General features: G+C 38.3%; 14 protein-coding genes and 2 rRNA genes. 13 read left to right on the top strand and 3 right to left on the bottom strand.

The window, feature by feature from the left end; all coding sequences use genetic code 11:
• Positions 1-113 precede the first annotated feature (113 nt).
• Both OZP13_RS07740 and rrf read left to right on the top strand, forming a co-directional pair.
• Positions 114-3,000, top strand: a 23S ribosomal RNA gene (locus tag OZP13_RS07740).
• 159 nt (positions 3,001-3,159) lie between these two features.
• Positions 3,160-3,269, top strand: a 5S ribosomal RNA gene (gene rrf / locus OZP13_RS07735).
• A gap of 141 nt (positions 3,270-3,410) precedes the next feature.
• On the opposite strand, the gene OZP13_RS07730 is transcribed toward rrf, so the two are convergent.
• The 3 genes from OZP13_RS07730 to OZP13_RS07720 form a co-directional block, all read right to left on the bottom strand.
• Positions 3,411-3,944, bottom strand: coding sequence for a 2'-5' RNA ligase family protein (locus OZP13_RS07730; protein ID WP_281299240.1), 534 nt, complete (start codon positions 3,942-3,944; stop codon positions 3,411-3,413).
• A gap of 6 nt (positions 3,945-3,950) precedes the next feature.
• The gene (locus OZP13_RS07725) at positions 3,951-4,172 is read right to left on the bottom strand and encodes a hypothetical protein (RefSeq protein WP_281299239.1); all 222 of its coding nucleotides are present in this window, start codon (positions 4,170-4,172) and stop codon (positions 3,951-3,953) included.
• A 315-nt stretch (positions 4,173-4,487) separates the two neighbouring features.
• Positions 4,488-5,345, bottom strand: a complete 858-nt coding sequence (locus tag OZP13_RS07720) for an alpha/beta hydrolase (protein ID WP_281299238.1) — start codon at positions 5,343-5,345, stop codon at positions 4,488-4,490.
• A 182-nt stretch (positions 5,346-5,527) separates the two neighbouring features.
• Here OZP13_RS07720 and OZP13_RS07715 point away from each other — a divergent pair, with 182 nt between their 5' ends.
• From OZP13_RS07715 to OZP13_RS07665, 11 genes are all read left to right on the top strand, one after another.
• Positions 5,528-6,955 carry a glycogen synthase gene (locus OZP13_RS07715; RefSeq protein WP_281299237.1) on the top strand — a complete coding sequence of 476 codons (1,428 nt, stop codon included), beginning with the start codon at positions 5,528-5,530 and terminating at the stop codon, positions 6,953-6,955.
• On the top strand, positions 6,945-8,225 hold the full coding sequence (locus tag OZP13_RS07710) for a glucose-1-phosphate adenylyltransferase (RefSeq protein WP_281299236.1): 1,281 nt from the start codon (positions 6,945-6,947) through the stop codon (positions 8,223-8,225). Before OZP13_RS07715 ends, OZP13_RS07710 begins: the two co-directional genes overlap by 11 nt.
• A gap of 314 nt (positions 8,226-8,539) precedes the next feature.
• The gene (locus tag OZP13_RS07705) at positions 8,540-10,474 is read left to right on the top strand and encodes an alpha-1,4-glucan--maltose-1-phosphate maltosyltransferase (RefSeq protein WP_281299235.1); all 1,935 of its coding nucleotides are present in this window, start codon (positions 8,540-8,542) and stop codon (positions 10,472-10,474) included.
• Between the two features lie 164 nt (positions 10,475-10,638).
• Positions 10,639-10,968 carry a nucleotidyltransferase family protein gene (locus tag OZP13_RS07700; protein WP_269243300.1) on the top strand — a complete coding sequence of 110 codons (330 nt, stop codon included), beginning with the start codon at positions 10,639-10,641 and terminating at the stop codon, positions 10,966-10,968.
• Positions 10,937-11,272: a HepT-like ribonuclease domain-containing protein gene (locus OZP13_RS07695; RefSeq protein WP_269243299.1), complete on the top strand. Its 336-nt coding sequence runs from the start codon at positions 10,937-10,939 to the stop codon at positions 11,270-11,272. Before OZP13_RS07700 ends, OZP13_RS07695 begins: the two co-directional genes overlap by 32 nt.
• A 59-nt stretch (positions 11,273-11,331) precedes the next feature.
• The gene (glgB, locus tag OZP13_RS07690) at positions 11,332-13,236 is read left to right on the top strand and encodes a 1,4-alpha-glucan branching protein GlgB (protein WP_281299234.1); all 1,905 of its coding nucleotides are present in this window, start codon (positions 11,332-11,334) and stop codon (positions 13,234-13,236) included.
• 192 nt (positions 13,237-13,428) lie between these two features.
• Entirely contained in the window at positions 13,429-15,828 is a 2,400-nt protein-coding gene (locus OZP13_RS07685; protein WP_281299233.1) for a glycoside hydrolase family 31 protein, read from the top strand.
• Between the two features lie 91 nt (positions 15,829-15,919).
• Complete coding sequence (locus OZP13_RS07680) at positions 15,920-16,744, top strand: M48 family metallopeptidase (RefSeq protein ID WP_281299232.1); 825 nt, start codon at positions 15,920-15,922, stop codon at positions 16,742-16,744.
• 584 nt (positions 16,745-17,328) lie between these two features.
• The gene (locus OZP13_RS07675) at positions 17,329-20,565 is read left to right on the top strand and encodes a SusC/RagA family TonB-linked outer membrane protein (RefSeq protein WP_281299231.1); all 3,237 of its coding nucleotides are present in this window, start codon (positions 17,329-17,331) and stop codon (positions 20,563-20,565) included.
• 99 nt (positions 20,566-20,664) lie between these two features.
• On the top strand, positions 20,665-22,467 hold the full coding sequence (locus tag OZP13_RS07670) for a RagB/SusD family nutrient uptake outer membrane protein (protein ID WP_281299230.1): 1,803 nt from the start codon (positions 20,665-20,667) through the stop codon (positions 22,465-22,467).
• Positions 22,468-22,622: 155 nt separating this feature from the next.
• On the top strand, positions 22,623-25,556 hold the full coding sequence (locus OZP13_RS07665) for a pectinesterase family protein (protein ID WP_281299229.1): 2,934 nt from the start codon (positions 22,623-22,625) through the stop codon (positions 25,554-25,556).
• Positions 25,557-25,846: the final 290 nt, after the last annotated feature.

Here is a 25,846-nt window from a genome sequence, read left to right as displayed (position 1 = left end):
AGAAAAAGTTCATTGACATATTGAGATAAGAAAAAATTAAAAAGTAGAAAGCAGATTTTCTAATTTATTAGAAAATCGAAACAAAACGGTCTTAATTAATTTTAAGATTGGTACAATAAGCAAAATAAGGGCGTATGGGGGATGCCTAGGCTCTCAGAGGCGATGAAAGGCGTGATAAGCTGCGAAAAGTTACGGGGATTGGCACACACGATACGATCCGTAAATACCTGAATGGGGCAACCCGCTATGTTGAAGACATAGTACACCGATAGGTGGGCAAACCCGCTGAACTGAAACATCTAAGTAGGCGGAGGAGAAGAAAACAAAAGTGATTCCGTAAGTAGTGGCGAGCGAACGCGGATTAGCCCAAACCAATGTTGTTACGGCAATGTTGGGGTTGTAGGACCACGACATTTCTTGCACAAAGAATTAGAATCTACTGGAAAGTAGAGCCATAGAGAGTGATAGCCTCGTATAAGTAATAAGTGTAAAGGATAGTGGTATCCTGAGTAGGGCGGGGCACGTGAAACCCTGTCTGAATTTGGCGGGACCATCCGCTAAGGCTAAATACTCCTGAGAGACCGATAGTGAACCAGTACCGTGAGGGAAAGGTGAAAAGAACCGTGAATAACGGAGTGAAATAGATCCTGAAACCATACGCTTACAAGCGGTCGGAGCCCTTTCGTGGGGTGACGGCGTGCCTTTTGCATAATGAGCCTACGAGTTAACGTTGCTGGCAAGGATAAGTGGTTAAGCCACGGATCCGTAGCGAAAGCGAGTCTGAATAGGGCGCTTTAGTCAGTAGTGTTAGACGCGAAACCGTGTGATCTACCCATGGGCAGGATGAAGCTGTGGTAACACACAGTGGAGGTCCGAACCGGTTGACGTTGAAAAGTCTTCGGATGACCTGTGGGTAGGGGTGAAAGGCCAATCAAACTCGGAAATAGCTCGTACTCCCCGAAATGCATTTAGGTGCAGCGTTGGTCATAAAGTTATATAGAGGTAGAGCTACTGATTGGATGCGGGGGCTTCACCGCCTACCAATTCCTGACAAACTCCGAATGCTATATAATGTTTACCAGCAGTGAGGGCTTGGGTGCTAAGGTCCAAGTCCGAGAGGGAAAGAACCCAGACCATCAGCTAAGGTCCCCAAATATATGTTAAGTTGAAAGAACGAGGTTTGTCTGCCCAGACAGCTAGGATGTTGGCTTGGAAGCAGCCATTCATTTAAAGAGTGCGTAACAGCTCACTAGTCGAGCGGACGAGCATGGATAATAATCGGGCATAAACATATTACCGAAGCTATGGATTTGATATTAAGTTATCAAGTGGTAGGGGAGCATTCTAACAGGGTAGAAGGTGTGTTGTAAAGCATGCTGGACTGGTTAGAAAAGAAAATGTAGGCATAAGTAACGATAATGCGGGCGAGAAACCCGCACACCGAAAGACTAAGGTTTCCACAGCTATGCTAATCAGCTGTGGGTTAGTCGGGACCTAAGGCGAACCCGAAAGGGACAGTCGATGGACAACGGGTTAATATTCCCGTACTAGTTATAATTGTGATGGGGTGACGGAGTGATGAAAGTGTCGCGAACTGACGGAATAGTTCGTTGAAGTACCTACCTATAGGCTGCGCAGGCAAATCCACGCGGCTTGGGGAAATACGATAGTACTCGGCGTCTTCGGACAAAGAGATAGTACACCTAAGGGCTTCCAAGAAAAACCTCTAAACTTCAGATTATAAGTACCCGTACCGCAAACCGACACAGGTAGTCGAGGAGAGAATCCTAAGGTGCTCGAGAGATTCATGGCTAAGGAATTAGGCAAAATAGACCCGTAACTTCGGGAGAAGGGTCGCCAGCAGCAATGCTGGCCGCAGTGAAGAGGTCCAGGCGACTGTTTATCAAAAACACAGGGCTCTGCAAAATCGTAAGATGAAGTATAGGGCCTGACACCTGCCCGGTGCTGGAAGGTTAAGAGGAGATGTTATTCGCAAGAAGAAGCATTGAATTGAAGCCCCAGTAAACGGCGGCCGTAACTATAACGGTCCTAAGGTAGCGAAATTCCTTGTCGGGTAAGTTCCGACCTGCACGAATGGTGTAACGATCTGGACACTGTCTCAGCCATGAGCTCGGTGAAATTGTAGTAACGGTGAAGATGCCGTTTACCCGCAGTGGGACGAAAAGACCCTGTGCACCTTTACTATAGCTTAGTATTGACCTTGGATAAATGATGTGTAGGATAGGTTGGAGACTGTGAAGTGGCGTCGCTAGGCGTTGTGGAGTCATTGTTGAAATACAACCCTTTGTTTATCTGAGGCCTAACCCCGAAAACGGGGGACATTGCTTGGTGGGTAGTTTGACTGGGGTGGTCGCCTCCAAAAGAGTAACGGAGGCTTCTAAAGGTTCCCTCAGTACGCTTGGTAACCGTGCGTAGAGTGCAATGGCATAAGGGAGCTTGACTGAGAGACATACAGGTCGATCAGGTACGAAAGTAGAGCATAGTGATCCGGTGGTTCCGCATGGAAGGGCCATCGCTCAAAGGATAAAAGGTACGCCGGGGATAACAGGCTGATCTCCCCCAAGAGCTCATATCGACGGGGGGGTTTGGCACCTCGATGTCGGCTCGTCACATCCTGGGGCTGGAGAAGGTCCCAAGGGTTGGGCTGTTCGCCCATTAAAGTGGCACGCGAGCTGGGTTCAGAACGTCGTGAGACAGTTCGGTCTCTATCTACTGTGGGCGCAAGAAATTTGAGTGGATCTGATTCTAGTACGAGAGGACCGAATTGGACTAACCTCTAGTGTATCTGTTGTTCCGCCAGGAGCATCGCAGAGTAGCTACGTTGGGAAGGGATAAGCGCTGAAAGCATATAAGCGCGAAACCCACCACAAGATGAGATTTCTTTTAAGGGTCGTGGGAGATGACCACGTTGATAGGCTATAGATGTAAAGGCAGTAATGTCATAGTCGAGTAGTACTAATAACCCGTAAGCTTATGTACACCTTTTCCCCCGCCTCGGCGGGGGGAGAACCTTTCTAGATCCTAGATTCTTCCAGAATGACAAGGACAAACAATTTATTGAATTTCTTTATCTCAGTATGTCAAGATATTGTGTAATGTTGTTCCGATTGAGTCGGAATACCCATTGCAAAACGACCTTAAGGTGGTTATTGCGGCGGGGCTCACCTCTTCCCATCCCGAACAGAGTAGTTAAGCCCGCCTGCGCAGATGGTACTGCAGTTATGTGGGAGAGTATGTCGTCGCCTTTCTTTTGAAAAACCCTGTTTCTAACGAAACAGGGTTTTTTTGTTTTAAAAAGGTTTTTTATTTTATAATTTTAGACTTTTAATGGTTAATAGCTCTTATTTTTGCGAAAGTTGGATCAAGTCTAAAACCTAGAATTTTGACCACTATTTCCCGAAATCAATTTTCTCTATGATATCAGAATATTGTTTGGTCTGGTCGTTGAATCTCCTAAGGTGAAATGAATCACAGTTAAATTGTAAATTAATTGGAGTATTTCTGAACAGTTCGTAGGCTATTTTCATTTTTTCTGCATTAAGCCCACGGGCAATGCTTAAATGAGCGTGGGCTTTTTTGATTTTAAAACCTAAATATTGATGTAAATCTATAATGAGATTATCGAGGTATTGTTGTGAAGCTTTATCTGGTGAAATGAAAAAGGTGCTTTCTCCAAAAGAATCACAAGCGTTTAAAGTCACTTTTTGTGTAACGACAGACTTACAGAATTCTCTAATCCTGTCAAGATAAAGCTGAAGTGAGAGTTCGTTTTCAAAGTTGATTATTGTAATATGTCCCGCTGCATTGGCACTACCAAACCAGCCAACATGATTTTTGAGCAATTGTTTATAAGATTTAATCAAAGTCGATTGCTCAGGATTGGGAAAAATGACCAATGAGTATAGGGGAATATTACGAGTCATATTTTTTTAAATCGTTTTTAATGGATATTGACAATCGTTTTGAATTGGACATTCCTGGCATTTAGGTGTGGGGCGACAAATTTCCCTTCCCAAAAACGAAATCGCCATTCCTATTTCTCCCCAAATTTTCTTTGGCAGCACTTGCATCAATTGCTTTTCGATTTTGATGCCATAATGGTTCTCGACTGCGCTCGAACTCAATGTCATTAAGTTAAGGGATAAATACATTGTATCATTGTCATTTCGACGAAGGAGAAATCACATAACGAGAGCAACAATCGAGAGCAACTGATGTGATTTCTCCTTCGTCGAAATGACAAAAAAAACTTGACTCGATGAATTTTCGGTAATGTAGCACCTTTTTTTCTTGTTATTTGTTAGGCTGTAAGCGTCCCTACCAAGTTGCTCTAGTGTGTTGAGACGCTTACAGCCTGACAAACTAAATAGAGCGTGTTTATTTTCTAGGGCGCACGACCAATTGTTTTTTTTGGAAAAGTGCAATTTGTTGTGCACCTCTTCCTGATTCGGCAAAAAGAATCTAAATCAAGTTTGATTGATAAACCGAACCACTTTCTCTATCACCTCAGAATTCCCCAGAATCTTGCGATGTCCAAGTCCTTCGGTTAAAAATAATTTACCGTTTTTCAAGTGCTTGTGGATGTTGATTCCTGCTGTTACGGGAATATCGAGATCCTTTTTGTCGTGCAGTACCAAGACAGGAATGGTTATTTCCATTGCCGATTTGTAGCCGGAGAAACTGTCCATTTCCAAGCCGTGTTTTTTTTCGAAATGGATGCGTAAACGAATGCTTATTTCTGGTTTTAAACCTAATTTTTTTATAAAATCGTCCAGAATATCCTGTACGATGTCTCCGCTTCCAATGATTGCCAAATTATTGATTTCAAGTCCTTTTTTTACCGAATTCAACAACGACATCCCTCCCAAAGAATGTCCGACGGCGGCTTCGAAAGGACCAAATTGTTTCTCTATTTCCAATATTGCTTCGACAAAATCTGCCATAATGGTGGTTTTTCCTGGCGATTTTCCGTGGGCAGGTGCGTCAAAACTGATGGTGCAATAGCCTGCTTTCAATAATTCATCGGCAATTTTGAAAAGCTGTGTTCCTCGTCCCGACCATCCGTGAACCAACAAGATTTTCTTGCTGCTTTCGCCATATTGGTAAAGAACTACTTTTTTATTAATTTTTGGGATTTCAATTAATGTTTGCGTGCTTTTGCTGTCCATCTCCCATTCTCTTTTTGGAATTTTATGTTTTATCGGAGACGTAAATAGTTTTGCGGCAAACAAGGTTGCCAGATTTGGAGAAAAATAAGCGATAAGTTTACTGCCGTGTAGGATTATTTTAGGAATTTTCAATGATTGTGAAAGTTTAGAGGTCATTTTTATTATTTTAATAAATTTTCAATCATGGTAATTTTCTGTGTTTTTTTTACTAAATTTAGAAAAACATAAATGTAGCACAATTTTAATTGGCTTTTACCCAAAATCTTGAATTTGCTTAACACGACCATTATCAATAATGATGTTGTTTTAGGAAGAATTTTAAAAATAGAATTTCTTAAATGGAAATATTTCATATAGCTGCGGAGTGTTATCCGGCAGCAAAGGTTGGTGGCTTGGCTGATGTAGTGGGAGCATTGCCCAAATATCAGAATAGTGCGGGGCATCTTGTTAGCGTGGTGCTGCCTCGTTATGAAACCAAGTTCATTAACGAAAATGAATTTGATTGTGTCCATTCCGATTTTGTAAAATTGGGGAATTTTAATTTTCCTTTTAATATCTTGAAGGAAAGAACAGGAAAACTTGGCTACGAGTTGTATTTAGTCGAAATTCCGGAACTTTTTGACAGAAAAGAAATTTACGGTCATGAAGATGACATCGAACGATTCGTGTCGTTCCAGATAGCCACCTTGGATTGGATTAATACCAGAACAGCAATGCCGGACGTGATTAACTGTCACGATCATCATACGGGCTTGATTCCGTTCATGATGATGTATGCCAATAAATATGAGAAACTAAAGGATACGCCAACGGTAATAACCATTCATAATTCCATTTATCAAGGGCAATTTGGATTCGATAAATTGTATTATTTGCCGGAGTTCGATTTGTCGAAAGTAACTCTTTTGGAATGGGACAACAGGATTAATTCATTGGCCACAGCCATCAAATGTGCTTCGGCAGTAACCACGGTTTCGCCCAATTATTTGAACGAAATCAATTATTCGGCTTATGGATTGGAATCCTTGTTTAATCTCGTAAGATACAAGTCCAGAGGAATTTTGAACGGGATTGACATGGAAGTCTGGAATCCAGCCACGGATAAAATGTTGGAGAAAAATTATTCGATTAAAAATTTCAAAAAAGGAAAGCAGGAAAACAAGGAAAAGTTGTGTGCTGAGCATAATTTAGATCCCACAAAACCGCTTTTTAGTTTTATTGGAAGATTATTGGAAGAGAAAGGAGCCGATTTGTTGCCTCACGCTGCCGCGATGTCTTTGTCTGAAAATTACAAGGAAATCAATATATTGGTTTTGGGTTCCGGGAATACCGAAATAGAAAACCAATTGACCCATTTATTGACCAGTTTCAAAGGAAATTACAATGCCGTTATTGGCTATGATGAAGCGTTGGCCCATCAAATTTATGCAGGTTCCGATTTTTTGTTGATGCCTTCCAGAGTCGAGCCTTGCGGGCTGAACCAAATGTATGCCATGCGTTACGGAACGATTCCCATCGTGCGAAGAACAGGAGGATTGAAGGACACTGTAATTGATTTTGGTGACAACGGAAATGGAATTTGCCACGATCAAGCCAGTGTTGGAGATATTTGTTATTCGATTCAAAGGGCGGTAAATTTATATAAAGACAAGAAAAAAATTAATGATATTCGAAAAAAGGGAATGGCTATTGACCATTCTTGGGAAAGCGTTTGTCAAGAATATATAGAGGGGTACAATTTAATACTAAACAAAAATGAAGGCTAAAAGGAAAAATGTTATTGCAATTATTCTCGGTGGTGGTCAAGGCTCCCGATTATCTCCATTGACAGAATCACGTTCAAAACCCGCAGTTCCAATTGGGGGAAAATATCGTTTGGTCGATATTCCCATCTCGAACTGCATGAATTCGGATATTTATCGAATATTTGTATTGACACAGTTCAATTCGGCGTCTTTGAATGCCCACATCAAGAACACCTATCATTTCAGTATTTTTAGTCAAGCTTTTGTCGATATTTTGGCGGCAGAACAAACTCCCGACAATCCAAGATGGTTTCAGGGAACTGCAGATGCCGTAAGGCAATGCATGCCCCATTTTCTGAATCACGATTTTGATTATGCCTTGATCCTTTCGGGGGACCAATTGTATCAAATGGACTTGAATCAAATGATCGAGGAGCACATCAAAAACGAAGCCGATATTTCTATCGCCACCTTGCCGGTAAATGCAAAAGACGCGCCTGAGTTTGGAATTTTAAAGACCAATTCCGAAAATTTTATCGAGGCTTTCATCGAAAAACCCGCCAAGGAACTTTTGCCGGAATGGACTTCCGACGTGAGTGACCAAATGAAAAGCGAAGGCAAACATTATCTGGCATCGATGGGGATTTATGTCTTCAACAGGAAATTCTTGTTGGACGTTATGGCGGAATCCAGCACCCAAGATTTTGGAAAAGAAATTATTCCCCAAGCCGTTGGGAACAAAAAAATATTCAGTTTCCAGTACGAAGGCTATTGGACAGATATCGGTAATATTGATTCCTTTTTTGAAGCCAATATCGGGTTGACGGATGATGTTCCTAAATTTAATTTATTTGACGACGACAACAAGATTGTTACTCGTCCACGATTGTTGCCTCCCACAAAGTTCAAAAGAACACATATTGACAAATCATTGATTTCTGAAGGCTGCATCATCAATGCCAAAGAAATTATTCGTTCGGTAATTGGAATCAGGGCTAGAATAGGAGAGGGAACAATTATCCAAAATACTTATGTTATGGGTAACGATTTCTACCAAAGCATAGAGGAAATGAACGAAGACATTAAAAACAATAAAAAACTGGTGGGAATTGGCGAAAGATGCTTCATAAACAACGCCATTGTGGATAAAAACTCCCGAATTGGAAACGATGTTTACATCAGTGGAGGAAAGCATTTGGAGAATCATACCAATGAATTATATACCATCAAAGAAGGAATTGTTGTTGTCAAAAAAGGAGCGGTCATACCGGATAATTTCGTTATCAAATAGCATTTCAATTTAGGCGTGACCCTTCGTAAAAACTACGGGTCGGGCTTTACGTTCCCGCTTTTTTTTTTCATCAATTGCCACGGGTTTAAACCCTTGGCAATTGATGAAAAAAAGAGCTCCACTACAAACGTAGTTCACTGAACTCCTGTGGAAATAATTGCAATGTGAAGTAATCCCTCACGCAGAGCAACTGCAAGAATATTGTAGCACAAAACACTATTAATCTTTGTCAAAGTATTGAACTTTGACAAAGATTTTGAAATGAGATACAAAATCTGTTTTTCATAAAATTAGTTGACTTTTAAAAACACAAAATGCAGAATCAAACCCGAATAGTAATAGAAAACCTCTCGCCTCAAATAGATTGCGGAGCTTATTATGTAAAAAGAGTTGTTGGCCAATCCATAACCGTAACGGCCGATGTTTTTTCCGATGGACACGACATTATCGAATGTTGCGTGAAATTCAAGCACGAAGCCGACAAAAATTGGCAAGAAGTTCGAATGGTTCCAAAAGAAAACGAACAATGGACCGCCACTTTCAAAGTAGAAAAACAAGGATTGTATGCCTATTTTGTCGAAGGCTGGGTCGATTATGCTTTGAACTGGCAACACGGCACCGAACGCAAAATTCACGACAACCAGTACGTAAAATCAGAACTTTTGGAAGGAGCCGAATACGTGAAATCAGTCCTGGAATTAGCCAATGATTCCGAGAAAGAATATCTCGAAAAACTGGCTGTTTATTTCACCAACGAGTCGGATTACGACAAGGCAATTCAAGAAGCAATGTCTGCAGAACTGCACCAAATCTTCAAGAAATATCCCATTCGATTCCTGGAAAACAACTCCAAGGAATTGCAGGTTTACGTGGACAGAAAAAAGGCATTGTTTAGCACTTGGTACGAGTTTTTTCCACGTTCCGCCTCCGCCGAAGAAGGGAAACACGGAACTTTCAAGGATTGCGAAAGATTGTTGCCCAGAGTGGCTTCAATGGGTTTTGATACCTTGTATTTCCCGCCGATTCATCCCATTGGTGAAGTAAACCGAAAGGGAAAAAATAATGCCACTAATGCGGAACCTGGAGATGTAGGTTCGCCTTGGGGAATTGGTTCGCAATATGGCGGACACAAATCCACGCATCCAGAATTGGGAAGCATTGAAGATTTCAAATCCTTGGTCAAAAAGGCAAAAGAGTTGGGAATTGAAGTCGCCATGGATTATGCTTTGCAAGCCGCTCCCGATCATCCTTACGTGAAAGATTTTCCACAGTGGTTCAAATGGCGTCCCGATGGAACGGTACAATATGCCGAAAATCCACCCAAAAAATACCAAGACATCCAGCCCATTTATTTTGAAAGCGGTGATTGGAAAAATCTTTGGAAAGAATTGTTGGACGTGGCTTTGTTTTGGATTGAAGAATGCGATGTCAAAATTTATAGAGTCGATAATCCACATACAAAACCCTTCTTTTTCTGGGGTTGGTTGATTGGCGAAATCAAGAAAAAACATCCCGATGTGTTGTTTTTGGCGGAAGCTTTCACGCGTCCAAAAATTATGAACGAATTGGCCAAACAAGGATTTACGCAATCGTACACCTATTTTACTTGGAGAAATTCCAAAAAAGAATTGACGGAATATGTGGAAGAATTAACCCAGTCCGAACAAAAAGAATTTTATCGTCCCAATTTTTGGCCCAATACGCCCGACATCAATCCTTATGCTTTGCAAAACGGGAATGAATCCATCCATCTCCAAAAATATTTTTTGGCAGCAACCTTGAGTTCCAGCATAGGGATTTACGGTCCGGTTTTCGAGTATCGAGTTTCCACGCCAATGGCGCCAGGAAAAGAGGAATATTTGAATTCGGAAAAGTACGAGTATTTTAAATGGGATTGGGAAAAGCAAAATAAAATTACCACGCTGATTACCCGAATCAACACCATTAGAAAGGAACAAGTTTCGCTGCAACAAACCAACAACATTGTTTTTTGTGCCACGAACAACGACCAGATTATGGCTTATTATAAATTTGATGATGACAAACAGGACGAAACCTTGATGGTTGCCAGTCTCGATTCCAACTATACGGCCCAATCCATGGTGTTGCTTCCAAATGAATTGCACGGCAGTCTTCCTTTAAAGATTACCGATTTAATTACAGGAAATAACTATATTTGGAATAGTGAATGGAATTTCGTGGAGCTTTCTCCTGATTTGCCTTTTCATTTGTTTAAAATTGAACGATAAAAATATGTAGTTATATTTTGCCACAAAGGCGCCAAGACGCAAAAAAAATAAGTTGTTATTGTCAAATAATTATTGAATTTATGATTTTGAGATTTTGCGGTGATTGTCCTTATTTTTGAGCAAAATTAACTTACCCAAAAATAAACTATATTAGCTTTATGAAAATGAAAGAATCCATACAACTGAAATTAGCAGAATTTTTGGCATTATGCAAAAGCCATAATGTCAAAAATATTTATGCTTTTGGTTCTGCCGTAACTGAAAATTTCAATGAGGAATCTAGCGATATTGATTTGTTGATTGAAATTGAAAATGAAGATCCAATAGAACGTGGAGAAAACTTGATGGATATTTGGGATAAACTCGAAGTGTTTTTTCAAAGAAAAGTGGATTTATTGACTAGTTCATCCATCAAAAATCCAATTCTCAAAAAAAATATTGAAGCGACAAAAATTTTACTTTATGACGGAAAAGAGCAAAAAGTATCTTTCTGATGTCTTGATGGCAATAGACTTGATTAACGAATTTACTATTGGTATTTCAGATTTCAATCTTTATGATAAAGACAGGAAAACCCAAAGTGCCGTCGAAAGACAATTGGTCATTATTGGTGAAGCTCTCAATAAATTGAGACAAATTGAGCCTCAAATTATAATTGAAAATGACCATCAAATTATTGGATTTCGTAATCGTTTAGTTCACGCCTATGACAGTATAGACAATTCAATTGTTTGGGCAATAATAAATCGACATTTGGAAAAATTAAGATTGGAAATCGAGAATTTTCAAAATGAATAAAACTACCAACGAATTTACCATTCGCAAAAAAATAAAAAATTAAATCACCCACCATTAAAATGAACACTGTACAACCTTATTCCCTTTTTACCGATTTCGATATTGATTTATTCAAAGCGGGAAAACATTTCAGATTATACGAAAAATTAGGCGCACATATTATCGAAGTGGATGGCGTAAAAGGCGTTTATTTTGCCGTTTGGGCACCATCGGCACGTTCCGTTTCCGTGGTTGGGGATTTCAATTATTGGATTCAGGGCGAACACCTCTTGCAAGTGCGTTGGGATTCTTCAGGAATCTGGGAAGGGTTTATTCCGGGTTTGGAAAAAGGAACTACCTACAAGTATAAAATCCAATCCAACAATGGCGGAATCATCACCGAAAAAGCAGATCCATTCGCTTTGTATTGTGAGCATCCACCGCATACCGCTTCCGTAATTTGGGATTTGAATTACGATTGGAAAGACAAAAACTGGATGGAAACCCGCAAAGGACACAATGATTTGGACAAACCCTATTCTGTCTATGAAGTGCATTTGGGTTCTTGGAAGCGCAATGCCGAAGGCAAATTTTTGACTTATCTTGAATTGGCCGAAGAGTTGGTTGATTATATTAAAGAAACCGGTTTTACACACGTGGAATTTATGCCCATAATGGAATATCCGTATGATCCGTCTTGGGGATATCAATTAGTGGGATATTTTGCGCCTACTTCCCGTTTTGGAAAACCGCAGGATTTTATGGTTTTGGTCGATAAATTGCACCAAGCTGGAATTGGGGTAATACTGGATTGGGTTCCTTCCCATTTCCCGGAAGATGCCCACGGTTTGGGATTTTTTGACGGATCGAATCTTTTCGAACATCCCGACCGCAAAAAGGGCTATCATCCCGATTGGAAAAGTTTGGTTTTCAATTATGGACGAAATGAAGTACGTGCTTTTTTGATCAGCAACGCTATTTTCTGGTTGCAACAATATCACGTCGATGGACTTCGAGTGGATGCCGTGGCGTCGATGCTTTACTTGGATTATTCCAGAAATGAAGGCGAATGGGAACCCAATATTTTTGGAGGCAGGGAAAATCTGGACACCATAAGTTTCTTGAAGGATTTCAACGAAGCCGTTTATTCCAGTTTTGAAGGCGTGCAAACCATAGCCGAGGAAAGTACTTCATTTCCAATGGTTTCCAGACCTACGTTTATGGGAGGATTGGGTTTTGGAATGAAATGGATGATGGGCTGGATGCACGATACCTTGGAATATTTCAAAAAAGACACGGTGTATAGAAAATACCATCAAAACGACTTGACTTTTTCGATGACCTACGCTTTTTCCGAGAATTTTATGTTGCCGCTTTCCCATGATGAAGTCGTTTATGGCAAGAAATCAATAGCGGGAAGAATGCCTGGCGACGAATGGCAGAAATTTGCCAATTTACGTTTGCTTTATGGCTACATGTTTACGCATCCAGGAACGAAATTGTTGTTTATGGGAAGTGAATTTGGTCAAAGTGCCGAATGGAATTTTGAAGGAAGCCTGGATTGGCATTTGTTGCAATATGGTTTCCATGAAGGCATCAAAAAAACAATAACCGACTTGAATGCTTTGTATAAAAATTATCCGGCATTGCACGAAAAACAGTTCAGTCCGGAAGGTTTCGAATGGATTAATTATTCCGATCACCAAAATGCCGTGATGTCTTATATTCGAAAAGGAAACAATCCAAAAGAGGATGTGGTCGTGGTATGTAATTTCACCCAAGTGGTTCGTGAAAACTATCGCATTGGTTTGCCTCAAAAAGGAAAATTGGAAGAAATTTTCAACAGTGATGCAGCCATTTATGGAGGTAGTGGGGTATTGAATTCCAGTGAGTTGGTTATAGAATCCTCTCCTTATGACGGCAGGGAATATTCAATAGAATTAACATTGCCGCCATTGAGCGTGACTGTTTACAAGTTTAATTAAGGGCAGTAAATTCATAAAACTTCATTTTGATTTTTTCGCAACAAAAAATGTAAAATGGAGTTTTTTATTGGATATTAAGCATAAATTACAACGTTTTCGTGAAAAATATTAATATTTTTATTGAGTTTAAAGTATTTTTGTAAATTTGGAAAATAAAGAAAAGATTAATTAGTAGTAAAAAAAGCAAAAAATATGATTACAAATACAGAATTAGAATTTAAAGGAAATCAATATCCATCCAAGATCGTTTCGATCAAGCGCGAAGTGGATTCTGTATATTTTCATACTGAAGGCAGTGTCATTTTAAAATTGACGATATTAAGAGACAGTTTGCTGCGTTTTCGATACACTACAAAAGGATATTTCAGCAACGATTTTTCGTATGCCATTGACAAAAGCCAATTGCACGGCTACAATTTTCTTGAGGTTACAGAAGCGGACTTGTATTACCAAGTAAAAACCAGCAAGGTACTCTGCAGAATTTTCAAATTAGATCTGAGAGTATCTATTTATGACTTGAATGAAAATGCTATTCTTGAAGACGAGTTGGGCTTTCATTGGGAAGAAAGCTATGAATACGGCGGGAATATTGTCAAGATGAGCAAATCATCCAAAGATGGCGAATGTTTTTATGGTCTTGGCGACAAAGCGACCCAAATGAATTTGAAGGGGAAAAGAGTGGAGAATTTTGCCACCGATCAATATGCTTTCGGCAAAGATCAAGAACCTTTATATAAGGTAGTGCCTTTTTATGTTGGATTGCAAAACAAAAAAGCTTATGGAATTTTCTTTGACAATACTTTTAGAACCTATTTTGATTTCTGTCATGAAAGAAGAAACGTGACCAGTTATTGGGCAGAAGGTGGCGAGATGAATTATTATTTCATATATGGTCCCAATATGCACGACGTGGTTACCACTTATACGGATTTGACCGGAAAACCAGAATTGCCGCCACTTTGGGCACTGGGATACCACCAGTGTAAATGGAGTTACTATCCGGAAAGTAATGTGAAAGAAGTGGCGGCAAAATTCAGGGAATTGCAAATACCATGCGATGCCATTTATTTGGACATAGATTATATGGAAGGCTTCCGTTGTTTTACATGGAACAAAGAGTATTTTCCTGATCCCAAACGAATGGTGACCGAATTGGCCGCAGACGGATTTAAAACTATTGTAATTATTGATCCAGGCATCAAGATAGACAAAGAATACTCGGTTTATAAAGAAGCTTTGGAGAAAGATTATTTCTGCAAAAGAGCCGATGGTCCCTATATGAAAGGAAAAGTTTGGCCCGGTGAATGTAATTTTCCAGATTATACCAATCCCGTGGTTCGAGAATGGTGGGCAGGATTGTTCAAGGAATTAATTTCGGATATCGGCGTAAAAGGAGTTTGGAATGACATGAATGAACCCGCCGTAATGGAAGTTCCAAATAAAACTTTTCCAATGGATGTGCGTCACGATTATGACGGAAATCCTTGTAGCCACAGAAAAGCGCATAATATTTATGGAACCCAAATGGCAAGGGCGACTTATCACGGGGTAAAACGATTCGCTTATCCAAAAAGACCTTTCGTGATTACGAGATCGGCTTATTCGGGAGCGCAACGTTATACGTCTTCTTGGACAGGAGATAATGTGGCGACTTGGGAACATTTGTGGATTGCCAATATTCAAGTGCAAAGAATGTGTATTTCCGGAATGGGGTTCACCGGTTCGGATATCGGTGGATTTGCGGAACAACCTTCGGGCGAATTATATGCACGTTGGATTCAATTGGGGGTTTTTCATCCTTTTTGCAGAACACATTCCTCGGGCGATCACGGTAATCAAGAACCTTGGGCGTTTGACGAGGAAGTTATCGACATTACCCGAAAGTTTGTCAGTTTGCGTTATCAATTGCTACCTTATTTATATACCATGTTTTGGCAGTATATCGAGGAGGGAATTCCGATGTTGAAACCGTTGGTTTATTTTGATCAAGAAGATACCCAAACGTATTATCGAAATGACGAATTTATTTTTGGAAACCAAATTTTGGTATGTCCAATCCTTGAGCCTAATTCATTGGGACGAAGAATGTATATTCCCCGTGGCCAATGGTACAATTACTGGACTAACGAATTAATTTCGGGGGGAAAAGAAATTTGGGTGGACACCAAGTTTGACCAAATTCCGATTTTTGTAAAAGCCGGTGCCATAATTCCAAAATATCCTGTACAACAATATGTCGGTGAATTGGAATTCGACGAGTTGACTTTGGATTTTTATTATAAGGAAGGTAAAGAAAAGTCGGTGGTTTATGAAGACGCTCAAGATGGTTATGATTATAAAAAAGGAAGATATAGTTTATTGTCATTTCAAACCATCGGAAAAGAAAAAGAGTTAATCATTCAATTGCACAAAGAAGGCAAGTATGATACCAATTATTCTAAATTCAAGATTAACATTTTCGGTTTGCCATTCAAAATTAAAGAAATTGAAATAGACAACGAAACAGTCTTGTTTGATGCATTGACATTCGAAAAAGAAAATTATTTAATTCTAGACAAAGAATTTTCAGAATTGCATATTATTGGAGAGTAATTATCCAAAAATGTTGATACTTTTTGATTTTATTTTATAAATTAAATCTTCATTTTAATTGTATTTTCGTTAAATAATTAAAATTGTGTTTATGAAAAAGAAATTGATATTGACAGCGATCGTGATTTGTGCATTGGGATTGTTTTTTTCGTGCGCCACAAATCCTTTTACTGGAAAGCAGAGTTTGAATTTTGTTTCCAACAGCGAACTGTTTCCCTCCTCTTTTCAACAATATGGAACATTCTTGAAGGAGAATAAAGTCATAGTTGGAACCGCGGAGGCAAAACGAGTTGAAAACGTTGGAATGAAGATCAAGTTGGCAGCAGAACGTTGGTTAAAAGCAAATGGGCAGGGAGAATACTTGAATGGTTATCAATGGGAATATAAGTTGATAGAAAACAAGGAAATTAATGCTTGGTGTTTGCCAGGAGGCAAGATCGTGGTTTATTCAGGAATCTTGCCCGTGACCAAAGATGATGCGGGGTTGGCTACCGTAATGGGACATGAAGTTTCGCATGCATTGGCCAATCACGGTGCACAGCGAATGAGCGCGACCCAATTGCAACAAATTGGAGCCGTGGGAGTCGCAGTGGCAACGGGAAACAAGAGTGCCGAGCAACAACAAATGTGGCAACAATATTATGGAATTGGTTCTCAAGTAGGAGTAATGCTCCCTTTTAGCAGAAATCACGAAAGTGAAGCCGATAAAATAGGATTGACGCTTATGGCAATTGCTGGGTACAATCCTGAATTGGCCATAGCATTTTGGGAAAGAATGTCGGCTAGCAGTAGCGGCAATAAATCGCCTGAATTTCTTAGCACGCATCCGGCCGATGCCACAAGAATTGCTAATTTGAAGCGGTTAATACCAGAAGCCAAAGCAGAAGCTTTAAAGTTTGGAGTAGTTTTCAAGTAGTTTTTCTTAAATGAAATAAAAAAATGAGGCAATCATAGCGACATGATTGCCTCATTTTTTTTTATTTGGAAAATTGAGTTTTTAATACTTCAAGAAGTTTTTTAATATTGTTGCAAATGTTAAAACTTTCGTTTATTTCTATTGTTTTGAAGTTCGTTCAAGGTATTTTTACCGGCAATTTCTTTTTGGATGATTTATGTGCGGATAATTGTAATTTTAGTACTTGTTGATAAGCGGGTAATTTGGAACTTATTAATTCGCTTTTTTGTGATAACCCTATTTATATCTGTTTTTTTTAAGCTATGTTTATTTTTTATTTCATTTTTCTTTAGAATTATAAAATTAGTTTTTTTACATTTGTGCAATCGATTACATGTTTTTATTTGTTTTTTTGAACTAATGTCTTGGCTGACGACAATCAATAATTATCCATAAATAAAAAATGTAATGATTGAAAATAAATAAGGGACATAACCATTTTAATTTAAAATTTTGAGCTAAAAATGGAATGTGTTTAAAAATGGCCTCCAAGTCAAGAATTAAAATTATGAATACCAAATTACTAATTATTTAAAAACTAAATTATGATTTCAAATTGTTTATTGAAAAAAACAGCTAAAAGTTTTTTTGTCATTATGCTCTTTCTCAGTTTATTTGTGAGCAATGAAATGAAAGCTCAAAAAGGAACTATTGTGAGTGGGGTTGTTAAAGATGACACTGGATTTCCATTGCCGGGAGTTAATATTGTTGAAAAAGGAACTAAAAACACAGCAAGTTCTGATATTGATGGTAAATATAACATACGTGTTGCAGGTTCAAAAAGTGAATTAATTTTTTCATATCTAGGATTTGAAAATTTAACTCAAGTAGTAGGGCAAAAAACAATTTTAAATGTGTCCTTGAAAAGTACGACTTCTAAATTAAATGAAGTTGTTGTGGTTGGATACGGAACAGTTAAAAAATCAGATTTAACAGGAGCGGTTTCTACAATTTCAGGTTCTGATTTGAAAAAAGTGGCTGTAGCGAGTGTTGCCGAAACTTTGACGGGTCGTATTGCCGGAGTGCAAGTGACTTCTTCAGAAGGTTCGCCTGATTCTGAAGTGAAAATTAGAGTTCGTGGTGGAGGTTCGTTAACTCAAGATAGTTCACCGTTGATTATAGTAGATGGATTTCCTGTAAACAGCATGAATGATATTTCTCCTTCCGATGTTGAAAATATTACCGTATTAAAGGATGCATCTTCAACTGCAATTTATGGTTCTAGAGGTGCAAATGGGGTTATTATCGTAACGACCAAAAGTGGTAAAGACAATAAAATTTCGGTAAATTACAACGTGTTCTACGGTGCTAAAAATATGGCGAAAAAGATTGATGTTCTTAATTCTGAGGATTACGCAAAATGGCAATATGAATATGCTATGTTGAAAAGTGTTCCACAAGGAAAAACAGATTCATATGATAAATACTTTGCACCTTATCAAACCTATGCTGGTCAAGCTGGTATTGATTGGCAAGACAGAATTTATGGACGTACAGGTAAAGTTCAAAGTCATGATTTAGGAATTCGTGGTGGATCTGACAAGATTTCATATAGTTTTAATTATGCTTTATATGATGAATCAGCAATCCAGATTGGTTCTGATTTCAAAAGGAATAACTTGTCTTTCAATTTAAAAAATAAAGCTTCAGATAAAATAGATCTTACCTTTACAACTCGTTATTCGAACACAAAAATCGGTGGCTCAGGAGCTAATGAACAAAAAGAAGTTTCTTCAGCAGATTCACGTTTGAAGCATGCTGTTCAGTATTCTCCTATTGATATTCCTGAATTGACGACTGATGATACGGATGAGGCAGTTTCAGGTTATCTTACTAATCCATATGTAGCCGTAGCTGATAATGAACGCGATCAAATTAGAAACAACTTTAATATGTTGGGGAGTTTTGCTTGGAAAGTTGTAAAAAATTTACAATTCAAATCAGATTTTGGATTGGATACTTACAATTATTTAGATTACCGTTTTTATGGACGTTCAACTTATTATGCCAATAATACGCCGCCGCCAGCATACCAAGCAAAACCTGCAATTATTATAACAGATGAAAAAAATAATCGTTTTAGAAATGCAAATACATTGAATTATGATTTCAAGGATGTGTTAAAAAGCGAAAATCATAATTTAAAACTTCTTTTAGGAGAAGAAATGATTGCCTATAAATCGAATGTTGTTACAAGTGCAGTTCAAGGTTTTCCTGTAGATTTTTCTTTTGAACAAGCAAAAAATCTTACTGCGCTTGGGGTGCCACAATATGTTGATAATTATTATGCTCCTGACGATAATTTATTGTCATTTTTTGGACGTGTAAATTATGATTATAAAAATCGTTACTTATTAACAGGTACATTCAGAGCCGATGGTTCAAGTAAATTTTTAGGGAATAATGTGTGGGGCTATTTTCCTTCGGTTGCTGCTGCTTGGAAAATGTCAGAAGAAAGTTTCTTGAAAGATGTAGATTGGGTAAATTCACTAAAAATGAGAATCAGTTACGGTGAAGCTGGAAATAACAATATCCCAACGGGACAAACATTTCAAAGCTATATTGCTTCATCTCCAGCTGCTTGGATTAATGGTGTTTCTAATATTTTATCAGCCACTAAAACAATGGCTAACCCAAATTTGAAATGGGAAACTACAACAACATTAAATGCAGGTGTTGATTACGATTTTTTCAAAGGTCGTTTGAGTGGTTCATTTGATGTGTATAAAAATATTACCAGTGATCTATTGCTTCGTTTTCCTGTGTCAGGAACTGGGTATGATTTCCAATATAGAAATATGGGTGAAACTCAAAACACAGGATTTGAGGCTAGCGTGAATTGGGCAGCTATTCAAACAGAGGACTATGGATTGAGTGTCTCTTTCAATATCGGGATGAACAAAAATAAAATTAATTCTTTGGGAATTATGAGTGATTTTGGGGCATCAAGTGGATGGGCTTCTACCTCAATTGGGAATGATTTTGCTGTAAATGTTGGTCAATCATTAGGGCAAATGTATGGTTATAAAAATGACGGTAGATACGAAGTTTCAGATTTTAATTACGTTGCGGGAGCTTATGTTCTTAAAGCGGAAGTTGCTAACTCTGCAGCTGTTGTATCTAGTAACGCAAATGTTTTACCAGGTATGATGAAATTAAAGGATCTAAATGGTGATATGAAAGTAGATGGAAACGACATGACAGTTATAGGAAATGCCAATCCAAAAAGTACTGGTGGTATGGTTCTTAATGCCAATATCAAAAATTTTGATTTTATGGCTGCTTTTAACTGGAGTTATGGTAACGATGTGTATAACGCAAATAAAATTGAGTTTTCTACTTCTGCAACTTCGCCTAGTGGTAGTTATAGAAACTTGAGTACAGTAATGGCTGACGGAAAAAGATGGACTAATCTCGATCCTACTACAGGCGCGTTGACAAACGATCCAGTAAGATTGCAAGAGTTGAATGCCAATACTTCTATGTGGTCACCAAACATGCCTCGTTTTGTCTTTAGTGACTGGGCTGTTGAAGATGCTTCCTTCTTGAGATTGAATACATTAACAATGGGTTATACTGTTCCAGATGCTTTAGCTTCTAAAATGGGTATAACCAAATTAAGATTTTATCAAACAATGAGTAATGTTTTCATTATCACGAAATATTCAGGACCAGATCCAGAGGTTTCAACAAGAAGACAAACACCACTAACGCCTGGCGTAGATTATTCAGCTTATCCTCGTAGCAGACAAATTGTTTTTGGTTTGAATCTTAATTTTTAAAAATAAATATAAAAAATGATGCATAAGGTTAATGTGATGCAAACATTAAGGATGATATGCAAATTATATAGAACTAATAAAAACAATAAATATTAATATATGAAACGAATAATAATAATAGCAGGAATAATTGTATCGGGGCTTTTTAGCTCTTGTCAAGATTCAGTAGATAGTTATTTAGAGTCTGTATCTAAATCTACTATGGATGAGTCAGTTATTTTTTCTACTCCAGATTTAGCTAAATCTGCAGTTGATGGGATTAAAATTCCTTTTGGTGAAACGAATTCTTATAGAGGGAGATATCTTCCTTATTATGGCTTGAATACTGATACTGAATGGCTTGCCGCTTCTCAAACACCTGGTGATAAATCTGATTTGTGTGTGTACGATGCAAAAGCTATTAATAGTGAAATGAATACGACCAATAATGTTTGGGCCATGATGTATGCAGGGATTGAACGATCTAATTTGTGTATAAGAGGGTTACGTACTTATGGTAATCCAACTCCAGGAAGTCAATTGGGAGCTTTGTTAGGGTCAGCACTTACTTTAAGAGCTATTTATTATGCAGATTTATTAAAAACTTGGGGTGATGTACCTGCGCGTTTTGAACCAATCTCCAATGAAACTATATATTTGCCAAAATCAAGTAGAGACATTATATACAAACAATTAATAGCTGATTTAGGAGAAGCCGCAACATTAGTACCTTGGACTACTGGTAGCGTAGAGCAAATTAATAGAGCTTTTGTTAAAGGTTTTCGTGCTCGTTTAGCCATGGCTGCTAGTGGATACCAACAATATCCTGACGGGGTTAGAAGAAGTACGGATCCAGAATTATCTGTTGCTACTATGTATGCTTTGGCATTAAAAGAAGCACGTGAAGTTATCACAAGTGGAAAAGCTCGTTTGGAACCTTCATTTGAAACATTCTGGAAAAATTACAATAAAGAGGTTTTAATTGATGGTGGTGAATCATTATGGGAAATCCCTTTTGCGGAAGGTAGAGGTAGAATGTTATACACTTTTGCTGTGAGACATGATGCAATAGACCAGTTTCAAGCAAACGGAACTGGTAGAGGAGGAGTAGCAGGTCCATTACCTACTGTTTTTTATGATTACGATAAAGCTGATACTCGTCGAAATGTTACTTGTGTGCCTTATAAATATGGTCCTGCTGTAGCTGGTACTCCATATCCTATTGCTAAACAAGAATTGACAAAAGATAAATTAGATACTTGGTATTTTGGTAAATACCGATACGAATGGATGACTCGTCGTGTTATATCAACAAATGATGATGGAGTGAACAAGATCTATATGCGTTATGCAGAAGTATTGCTAATTGCAGCCGAAGCTGCAAATGAATTAGAAAGTCCTGCCGCAGCTGCCCCTTACTTGAAAGAAATTCGTAATAGAGCTTTTTTACCTGCTGATAGAGCTGTAAAAGTGGAAGCTTATGTAAATGCTTTGACTTCTAAAGTAGCGATGTTTAATGCTATTGTTGATGAAAACAAGTTTGAGTTTACAGGTGAAATGGAACGTAAACAAGCTTTGATTCGTTGGAATTTATTGAAAACTAAATTAGATGAAGCAAAAGTTAAGATGACTAATTTACAAAATAGAACAGGTGAGTATGCTGATGTGCCAACTACTTTGTATTACAAATATCAAGCTGATAATGTTACTTTAGATATTTTTGGATTGAATCGTGGTGAAACAACACCTCCAACTGGATATACTTTGAATGTTTCTTGGACTTGGACTGGTACTGCAGCTGTAACCAAATCAAATTCATTGTACAAAGTGGGTGTAAATCCTGACCAAAGACAGTTTTGGCCAATATGGAAAAACTTTATCGATTCAAGTAACCAATTGTTGACTAACGATTACGGTTATTAAGAACTAACTATTTTTTAAGTGGTTTTCCAATTGGGAATAGCTTTTTTTGGAAAATGCTTTATTAAATAAGACACAAAAGGAATACTTTAACAACTGTTTTTGTATTCCTTTTTTTTTTCTATAAAATTTAAATTTAATATCAAATCAAACCAATTATGAAAAGAAAATTACATTTACTTATGCTGACGATGCTGTTTTCGGTGTCATTTATGCAAGCCCAAAAAACGGATGTTTGGGATTTAGGGGGACAAGCATTAGATGCCAATTTGTATAATAATAAATTGACCGTTGCCAATATTAATGCTTGGTATCCTGGAATTACGGCAGGAACTAGTGGGGTTACCTTGCCTAATTCAACAGTACTCACTCTTACTGCTGGGGTTCTTACACTTACTACTGGAGGTTCAGATAGGTTATACACAACCAATCCTGATCCTACTAATAATCCAATAACTCGTTATGCAACAGGAAGCATAGGAACAACAGATACTAATTATACAGCAAGATATTATTGTAATGGAGCCGCCAATAATGGTACTTCTGTTGCAGCCGCTACATCACGTTTTTTTACGATGACATTAAATGCAGATGATGAAGTAACGGTTGTGGCAAGTACAGAATCGGCTGGTAATTCCATTTCTGTTTCTAATTTAACTACGGGTACACAAAATCAATCTTTTCCTGTGACTATTTCTGGTACAGGAGTTACTTTGGTGAAGTTTGTAGCTAAAGAAGCGGGTAATTTTAAAATTGTTTCGTTGGTAGGTAAAGGAAATTATTATAGAATTTACCGCAAAGCCGTTACGCCTGTAACCTTAACCGGAAATATGGACGTTACCGCTGCTCCTGGAATTCCAGGTGGTTACTCGGTTCTTTTCACCAATACTTTTACAGGAAAAACCTACAATGCTCCTGTAAATGCTGGAACTTATAGTGTGAGCAATGTGCCTGCAGGTTTTACTTATAAAATGAGTTTGGTGGGAGCCAATGGTTATCTTATTAGCAATGGCGAAAACTTTACTGTTACCGATGCTACAACGGTTACCCACGATATTTCGGTACTTAAAGTAGTTTTGTATACCGTTTCTGGAAATGTTACAGGATTAGGCACAAAAATTTCAAATGCTACTTTAGTTTATACGCCATCTACGACCAAAGTGTTTGTGCCACAACCAGTAATTAATACGGGTGCAGCTACTTATACGGTGGATTTAGAGGATAATGTTCCCTATACTATTTCTGCTACCGGTATTAACGATTTCGAATTATTGTCCAATACCATTACAGCAACAGCTGCCACTACTTCAAATCTTGACTTTACTGCCAAACCCGTTTATCCTGTAACCATTAATACCACAGGATTAACTCCAACACAACTGGGTAAATTAACCTTGACTTTCACCAATTTGAACGAAAGTGGTTATGTGTATAACTATCCTTCTACAACTGGAATCAGCCTAAGAGATGGTACTTATGCCGTAACTTATGGCGGATTGACTGGAGAACCGGTAGAACTGAAATTAATATCCAATTTGAAAGTAAATGGCGCTGCCGCTTCAAAAGATCTTAATTTTAAACCCGTAGCTGATACAAGTCCAATTCCATATGCTGCAACTATTACTGTTGGTACAGATAAAACATATAAAACAATTAACGAAGCACTTGCCGCAGTGGCAAGAATGACTCGTACCACAACTACTACCGATTCTGATCGTGTAACCATTATGGTCGATCCCGGAAATTATGAGGAAATGATTGTAATCAATAAACCAAACATTACCCTGAAAAACGCTTCGAGCACGCCAAGTATTGGTCTTTTAAACCAAGGTGTTGACATCGATCCAAATGCGGTTAGAATTACTTCCTATTATGGACTTGGCTACAATTATTTCAGTCAAGGAACTGACAATAAATGGAGTGCAGACGCTTTGGCCGTGAATAAAGAAAACGGTTATACCAATTATACAAATGTAAGCGGAACTACCAATGCTTCTTATTGGAACGCCACAGTAGTAGTCAATTCAACTGGATTTGTGGCCGACCAAATTATTATTGAAAACTCCTATAACCAATACATCTCCAAAAAAGAATCGGAAGATGTAATAGTCTTGGTGCCTGGAAATAAAGGAGTTCGCCCAACGACTAAAGGTAGTGTTGGAGTTCAAAACAAAAGTTTTGTGGAAAGAGCAGCAGCTATCGGAATTCCTAATAATACCGATAAAGTAGTATTGAATAAATGTAGAGTTGTAGGTCGTCAGGATTCTTTCTTTGGAGGTTCAAATGCCAGAGTAGTGGTTTACAAAGGCGTGATGATGGGAGCTACCGATTATCTTTTTGGAGGTATGAACGCCGTGTTTTATCAAACCGATTTGGCGATGAATACTAGCGAAGACAGTAACGATACCAGTTATATTACTGCTGCACAACAAACTGCCGGAAGGGGTTATTTGATGTATGAATGTAAAGTAACTAGCGCCATTCCAGGTACTGAAACGGCTTCTATTTATCGTTCTAAACCCGGTTATTTTGGTCGTCCTTGGCAAGCGACTACCAGTGAAGTTGTTTTTTACAAAACCACGATAGAGACTTCCAATAACATAAATTTTCTTAACCAATCATTGATTGTGCCTCTTGGATGGAACAATTCATTGAATAGTGCACAATCTGCTAAAATGTACGAATACGGAACAATCGAAAATTCAGGGGTGAATAATGCTACAAGTCGTGCTGCTTGGGCCACTTTGTTATCGGTGCCAACATTGACGGATAATACACCGATTACGACTAAAGAATTTACCAAAGGTTCAGATAATTGGGATCCAATTCCAGCTTTGATCGCTGCCGATCCTGCGCTTGGAACCCAACAATTCAATGCCGTAACTGCTGTAAACGCAACTGCTTACAAAAATAATGTTGTGGTTTCTAACGTGAAATCAAGCACAAAAGTATTGGTATATGGTTTAAATGGCGCCTTGGTAAAAACACTTCAAGTCAATGCAGATACCAGTTTTAATTTGAATGCCGGAATTTGGATTGTAGTTTTGAAAGATGGTGAAGGTCAAAAATCAGTCAAGTTGATGACTTATTAATCCTTGATTCACTTTTCATGGAAAGGCTCCGCAGTTTGCGGGGCCTTTTTTTATAGGTTTTCGTTTTTGTCTTTGCCAAGAACGAAGCAAACACACCAGAAAGTTTGCATTCTTGTTCCTTTTCTCCAAGGAAAACGGTATGGTGTGGACAAACAAATAATCGTGCTGACAAGGTTTCTGCAGTAAAAAGAAAGCCTAAAAACAGATTCGTAAAAAACATAATATTTTTTTGTTGTATATTGAAAAAATGTACTAATTTTATGCAATCGATTACGAGCGTGTAGTCAACT

Origin of the sequence: Flavobacterium limnophilum (assembly GCF_027111315.2) — a bacterium.
Lineage (GTDB): Bacteria > Bacteroidota > Bacteroidia > Flavobacteriales > Flavobacteriaceae > Flavobacterium > Flavobacterium limnophilum.
This window is presented reverse-complemented; position numbering and strand designations above follow the sequence as displayed.